This window comes from Azospirillum sp., assembly GCF_035627195.1.
Taxonomy (GTDB): Bacteria; Pseudomonadota; Alphaproteobacteria; order Azospirillales; family Azospirillaceae; genus Azospirillum.
In genome coordinates this window covers 1-4,726 of sequence record NZ_DASPMG010000451.1, presented here as the reverse complement: position 1 = coordinate 4,726, position 4,726 = coordinate 1, and the positions used below count along the sequence as shown (strand labels likewise).

Annotated in this window: 6 protein-coding genes and 1 pseudogene; 3 read left to right on the top strand and 4 right to left on the bottom strand. The window is 71.2% G+C overall.

Annotated elements, in window-relative coordinates; translation table 11 throughout:
* Both VED21_RS38570 and VED21_RS38565 read right to left on the bottom strand, forming a co-directional pair.
* Positions 1 to 760 (bottom strand): AbrB family transcriptional regulator (locus tag VED21_RS38570; RefSeq protein WP_324891796.1); only part of this gene is annotated, 760 nt, incomplete at its 3' end.
* On the bottom strand, positions 760 to 1,707 hold the full coding sequence (locus VED21_RS38565; protein ID WP_324891794.1) for a succinylglutamate desuccinylase/aspartoacylase domain-containing protein: 948 nt from the start codon (positions 1,705 to 1,707) through the stop codon (positions 760 to 762). The genes VED21_RS38570 and VED21_RS38565, both read right to left, overlap by 1 nt.
* Positions 1,708 to 2,000: 293 nt before the next feature.
* Here VED21_RS38565 and VED21_RS38560 point away from each other — a divergent pair, with 293 nt between their 5' ends.
* Positions 2,001 to 2,855 (top strand): N-formylglutamate amidohydrolase, encoded by an 855-nt coding sequence (locus VED21_RS38560; protein ID WP_324891792.1) that lies wholly within the window; start codon positions 2,001 to 2,003, stop codon positions 2,853 to 2,855.
* Between the two features lie 7 nt (positions 2,856 to 2,862).
* Here VED21_RS38560 and VED21_RS38555 read toward each other — a convergent pair whose 3' ends face one another.
* Positions 2,863 to 3,672: an NAD kinase gene (locus VED21_RS38555; RefSeq protein WP_324891790.1), complete on the bottom strand. Its 810-nt coding sequence runs from the start codon at positions 3,670 to 3,672 to the stop codon at positions 2,863 to 2,865.
* 118 nt (positions 3,673 to 3,790) lie between these two features.
* On the opposite strand from VED21_RS38555, the gene VED21_RS38550 reads away from it, so the two are divergent.
* Both VED21_RS38550 and VED21_RS38545 read left to right on the top strand, forming a co-directional pair.
* The gene (locus VED21_RS38550; RefSeq protein WP_324891788.1) at positions 3,791 to 4,042 is read left to right on the top strand and encodes a FitA-like ribbon-helix-helix domain-containing protein; all 252 of its coding nucleotides are present in this window, start codon (positions 3,791 to 3,793) and stop codon (positions 4,040 to 4,042) included.
* Positions 4,039 to 4,452, top strand: coding sequence for a type II toxin-antitoxin system VapC family toxin (locus tag VED21_RS38545; protein ID WP_324891786.1), 414 nt, complete (start codon positions 4,039 to 4,041; stop codon positions 4,450 to 4,452). Before VED21_RS38550 ends, VED21_RS38545 begins: the two co-directional genes overlap by 4 nt.
* Before the next feature lie 3 nt (positions 4,453 to 4,455).
* On the opposite strand, the pseudogene VED21_RS38540 reads toward VED21_RS38545, so the two are convergent.
* Positions 4,456 to 4,726: pseudogene (locus VED21_RS38540) on the bottom strand (GTP 3',8-cyclase MoaA); the annotation flags it as partial.

Sequence of the window (4,726 nt, the reverse complement as noted above, 5' to 3'; positions counted from 1 at the left end):
CCCGGATGCCGGTGAAGCGGCAGCCCAGCGCCGACCCCACCACCACCTGCGCCGCCCCCACCAGCACGCCGGGCGGGGCGCCGGCCGTCAGGCCGCCCAGGTGGATTGCCGCCGACAGCAGCATGGGCCCGACGATCTGCGCCGCCGGGATGTGCAGGAACCGCGCGATCGGGTAGCCCACGGCGCACCCCGCCAGCAGGGCGGCGTCCGCCAGCGACATCGAGGCCAGCGGTGGCCCCAGCGGCCCGCGGTCGTGCGGGTCGTAGTAGCCCAGCGCCTGGAACCAGAACGGGATCACCAGCACCACCAGCATGACGCGCAGCGCGTGCACCAGCGAGATGGTGCGGTCGTCGCCGCCCATGGCGGTGCCGGCCAGCACCATCTCGTTCAGGCCGCCGGGCGTGGCGGTGAAATAGGCGGTCACCGCGTCCAGCCGCACGAAGCGCTGCAGGTAGACCACCCCCGCCACCGTGCACACCACCACATAGCCGGCCAGGGCCGACAGGCTGACGCCCCAATCGCCGATGCGGCCCAGGATCTCCGGCGTGAAGCCGCTGCCCAGCATGACGCCCAGCACCATGATCATGCCGCTGCGCAAGGGCGGCGGCACGCGCACGGGCAGCTTCGCCATGGCCGCCACCGCGGTGAACAGCATGGCGCCGATCATCCAGGCCAGCGGCATGTCGAAGTGCGCGAACAGCGCCCCGCCCGCCGTGCCGATCGCCAGGGCCAGCGTCCAGGAAAACAGGGTGCCGCGCATTATTCGACGATCCGCCCCAGCCGCACCGCCGTCTGCCCCGGCCGCACGCGGCGCGCCGGCATGATCAGCACGCAGTCGTCGTAGGGGGTGGCCAGCGGCTCCTCGCCGTCGTGGCCGATCACCGTCCCCGCCTTGGGCACGATCTCCAGCCCGGCGTAGGCGGCGTTGAAGTGGAAGCTGTCGCCGCGCGCGGTCACCGCCTGCGTCACCTCCACCACCCGCCGCGGCTCGGCGTGCCGGCGCAGGCGCGGGCGGGCGAGCGCGGGGTCGACCATGCCCAGGTGCAGCAGGAAGCGCAGGCAGGTCTCCACCGCCACCGCGCCGGTCTCGGCGCGCCAGTGCTGGCCGCATTCCACCAGCACGGCGGTGCGGGTGCCGTCCGCCTCGGCGAAGCCGTCGTAGTCGATCAGCCGGCGGCCGGCGGCGTGCCCCTCGTCGGCGACGATCCACGCCGGGTAGCCCAGCGCCCTGGCCAGGTCGCGCCCGCGCCCGGTGCGCCCGCACAGCGTCAGCGGCGGCGTGTCGTTGGTCATGGAGTGCACGTCCAGCAGCACGTCGGCCGCGTCGAACACCGGGCGCAGCGCGCGGGCGCGGCGCAGCTCCGCGCTGTCCCGCCGGCTGTCCAGCACGTCGGGCGACCACAGGCGGTTGAAGTCCTCATCGACGAAGCGGGCGGCGTAGGGCGCGGTGCGGTCGAAGGTCTGGTAGGCGGCGACGTTGGCCAGCGACAGCGTCAGCTTGCCCCGCAGCGGCTTCACGCCCAGGCGGAACAGCGCGTCGATGGCGATGGCGCCGCAGATCTCGTTGCCGTGCGTCAGCCCGTTGATGACCACGTGCGGCCCCGGCTGCCCGCCGTCGAGCGTGGTGACGTACTCGATGCCGGTGTTGCCGTACCGGTAGGGGGCGACGTCGGGCGGCTGCAGCTGGATGGGAACGGGTTCGAACACGCGGGGCTCGCATCCAATGACAAGGAGGGGCCGGGGGAGGGGGCAGGCAGTCGTTTCGCACACGCACGAGGTCCCGGAGTATGGCGGACCCGGCCCGCCCGCACCAGCCCCCCATAACGGCACCCATGGCGGCACGGGTCGCCTCCCATAGTATGACAGTTTTATAGTATGACAGTTTTTCGTCGACGGCCGGCGGCAACTCCAGTATACGCGAGCGGACGATGAGGCGTCCGCCATCCCCCATTCGGTGTGGGGATTGCGACGAAAGGCTTACGGAATCCGGGTTTGGCGCGATGAGCTTCGTGATCGAGGACGTCCTGGTCCGCCACGATCCGGCCGGCCGGCGGGTGCCGGTCCTCTTCGATTCCCCGCACAGCGGCACCGTCTACCCGCGCGACTTCCACTTCGTCTGCCCCCTGCCGGTCCTGCGTCAGGCGGAGGACACCTATGTGGACGAGCTGTTCGCCTGCGCGCCGGAGCAGGGCGCCACGCTGCTGCTGGCGCTGTTCCCGCGCACCTACGTGGACGCCAACCGCGCGGCGGACGACATCGACCCCGGCATCCTCGACGGCCCCTGGCCGGAGAAGCTGCGCCCGACCGACAAGAGTGCCGCCGGCATGGGCCTGATCCGCACGCTGTGCCGGCCGGGCCTGCCGCTCTACGACGGCCGCCTGCCGGTGGCCGAGGTGGCGGAACGCATCGACCGCTACTACCGCCCCTACCATTTCCAGGTCGCCAGCGTTCTGGACTCCTTCAGCGCGCAGTTCGGCGGGGCGTGGCACGTGGACTGCCACTCCATGCCCTCCATCGGCGACGGTTCGTCGACCATCGACTTCGTCGTCGGCGACCGCGACGGCCGCACCAGCGAGCGCGGCTTTGTGAACCTGATCGTCGAGGTGCTGCGCGGCTTCGGCTACCGCGTCACCCGCAACGATCCCTACAAGGGGGTCGAGCTGCTGGCCCGCTACGCCAACCCGGCGCGCGGCCGCCATTCGGTGCAGCTGGAGATCAACCGGCGCCTCTACATGAACGAGGAGACGCTGGAGAAGCACGCCGGCTTCGGCCGGCTGCAAGGCCACCTGTCCACCCTGGTGCGCGAGGTCTGCGCCTACGCCGCCTCCCGCACCGTGGCCCGCGCGGCGGAGTAGGGCGCCCTCAGGGTTCGAACTGTTCCTTCAGGATGCGTTCCTCGAAGTTGAACTCCGGGTCGAACAGCAGGGTGATCGACACGTCGCGCGCCTCGCTGACCACCACGCGCTCCACCTCGCGCACCTCGGTGAAGTCGGCCACGGCGCTGACCGGGCGCTTGGCGCATTCCAGCACGTCGAAGGTGATCTGTGCGGCGTGCGGCAGCAGCGCGCCGCGCCAGCGCCGCGGGCGGAACGCGCTGATCGGCGTCAGCGCCAGCACGCCCGCCCCCAGCGGGATGATCGGCCCGTGGGCCGACAGGTTGTAGGCGGTGCTGCCGGCCGGCGTGGCGACCAGCGCGCCGTCGCAGATCAGCTCCGGCAGGCGGACCTTGTCGTCCACGGTGATGCGCAGCTTGGCGGCCTGCCGCGTCTCGCGCAGCAGCGACACCTCGTTGATGCCGATGGCCTCGATGGTGGAGCCGTTGACCCGCGTGGCGTGCATGCGCAGCGGGTGCAGCGTGACGTGCTGGGCGCGCAGGATGCGTTCCGGCAGTTCCTCGTCGCGGTAGGCGTTGAGCAGGAACCCGACCGAGCCGCGGTTCATCCCGTACACCGGCTTCGGCATCGCCCCGCCGCGCCCCAGCGCGCAGTGCAGCGTCTCCAGCAGGAAGCCGTCCCCGCCCAGCGCCACGATGACGTCGGCCATGCCGATCGGCACGTTGCCGTATCGGTGCACCAGCCGCGTGCGGGCGCGCCGCGCCTCCTCGGTGTCGGCGCACACGAAGGCGATCTGCGGGGGATTGTTGCGGAACGGGTAAGCGGCGGGATCGGTCATCGTGCCCCGACCATAGCGCAGGTGAGCCCGCCGCGACAGTGCCCGCGCGGGTGGCGCTGCTTTGCGAATCCGGCGCGAGGGGCTATTTTAGGAAGGCACACGCACCGGGACCGCCGCCATGAACGACCTCGTGATCCGCAACCTGGACGAAGGCGTCATTGAGAGCCTGCAGCGCAGCGCCCTCCTGCACGGCCGCTCGCTGGAGGACGAACTGCGCGACATCGTCACGCAGGCTGCGCGCACGGCTTCCGTGCGGCGGCCGCTGTCAGCGGAGGAGAAGCTGGCCTTTGCCGATCGCATTTGCGCGATGAGCCCGCCGGGACCGCAGACGGACAGTACGCTGCTCATTCGCGAAGACCGTGACCGGTGAGCGGTCTGGTCATCGACTCCAGCGTCGCGGTCAAGTGGTTCTTTCCGGAACCGCAGGCCGATCAGGCGCGTGCGCTGCTCCGCGCGGGGATGCCGCTGGTCGCGCCGGATCTCGTCATCGCCGAGGCGTCCAACGTTGCGTGGAAGAAGGTGCGCATGGGGCAGGCGACGGCTATGCAGGCACTCGATCTCGCGCGCGGACTGCGTGCCATGTTGGAGGAAATCGTGCCGGGTGAGGTGCTCTCCGCGCGTGCCGTGGAAATCGCGCTGGCGCTCAACCACCCCGTCTACGACGCCTTCTATCTCGCCCTGGCCGAGGCGCGCGACCTGCCCCTGGTCACGGCCGACCGGCGCCTCGCCGACCGCGCCGCCGGCACACCCTGGGCCTCGCTCGTCCGGCCGCTGGTCTGAGCCTCACCCGCCCGTCACGCTCATGTGGCGGGGCACCGGCGCGGCCTTGTGGCGGCGGTCGATGATGAAGTCGTGGCCCTTCGGCTTGTGGCGGATGGCGTCGCGGATCGCCTGCTCCACCACCGCGTCGTCGTCGCTCAGGCGCAGCGGCGTGCGCAGGTCGGCGGCGTCCTCCTGGCCCAGGCACATGTACAGCGTGCCGGTGCAGGTCAGCCGCACGCGGTTGCAGCTTTCGCAGAAATTGTGCGTCAGCGGCGTGATGAAGCCGATCCGC